Raw genomic sequence first — 229 nt, forward strand, 5'->3', positions numbered from 1 at the left:
GCTTCATCTCCGGGATGATCGAAACGGCAGAAAATCTTGCCCGCAGCTATGGCATCAGCCGTGAGGCCAGCGATGCCTACGCGATTGAAAGCCACCGTCGAGCAGCACAAGCCTGGGCCGAAGGCCGGTTCGAAGCCGAAGTCGTCCCGGTCAGTGTGCCGCAACGCAAGGGCGAACCCCTTCTATTCAGTCGCGATGAAGGTATCCGTGCCGATGCCAACCTGGAAAG

The 229-nt window shown here is 59.8% G+C and carries 1 pseudogene; it reads left to right on the top strand.

Annotated features, from left to right (window positions below):
* A pseudogene (locus tag SB786_RS38015) lies at window positions 1-229 on the top strand (acetyl-CoA C-acyltransferase); the annotation flags it as partial.

This window comes from Burkholderia sp. SIMBA_062 (assembly GCF_046534765.1).
Lineage (GTDB): Bacteria > Pseudomonadota > Gammaproteobacteria > Burkholderiales > Burkholderiaceae > Burkholderia > Burkholderia ambifaria.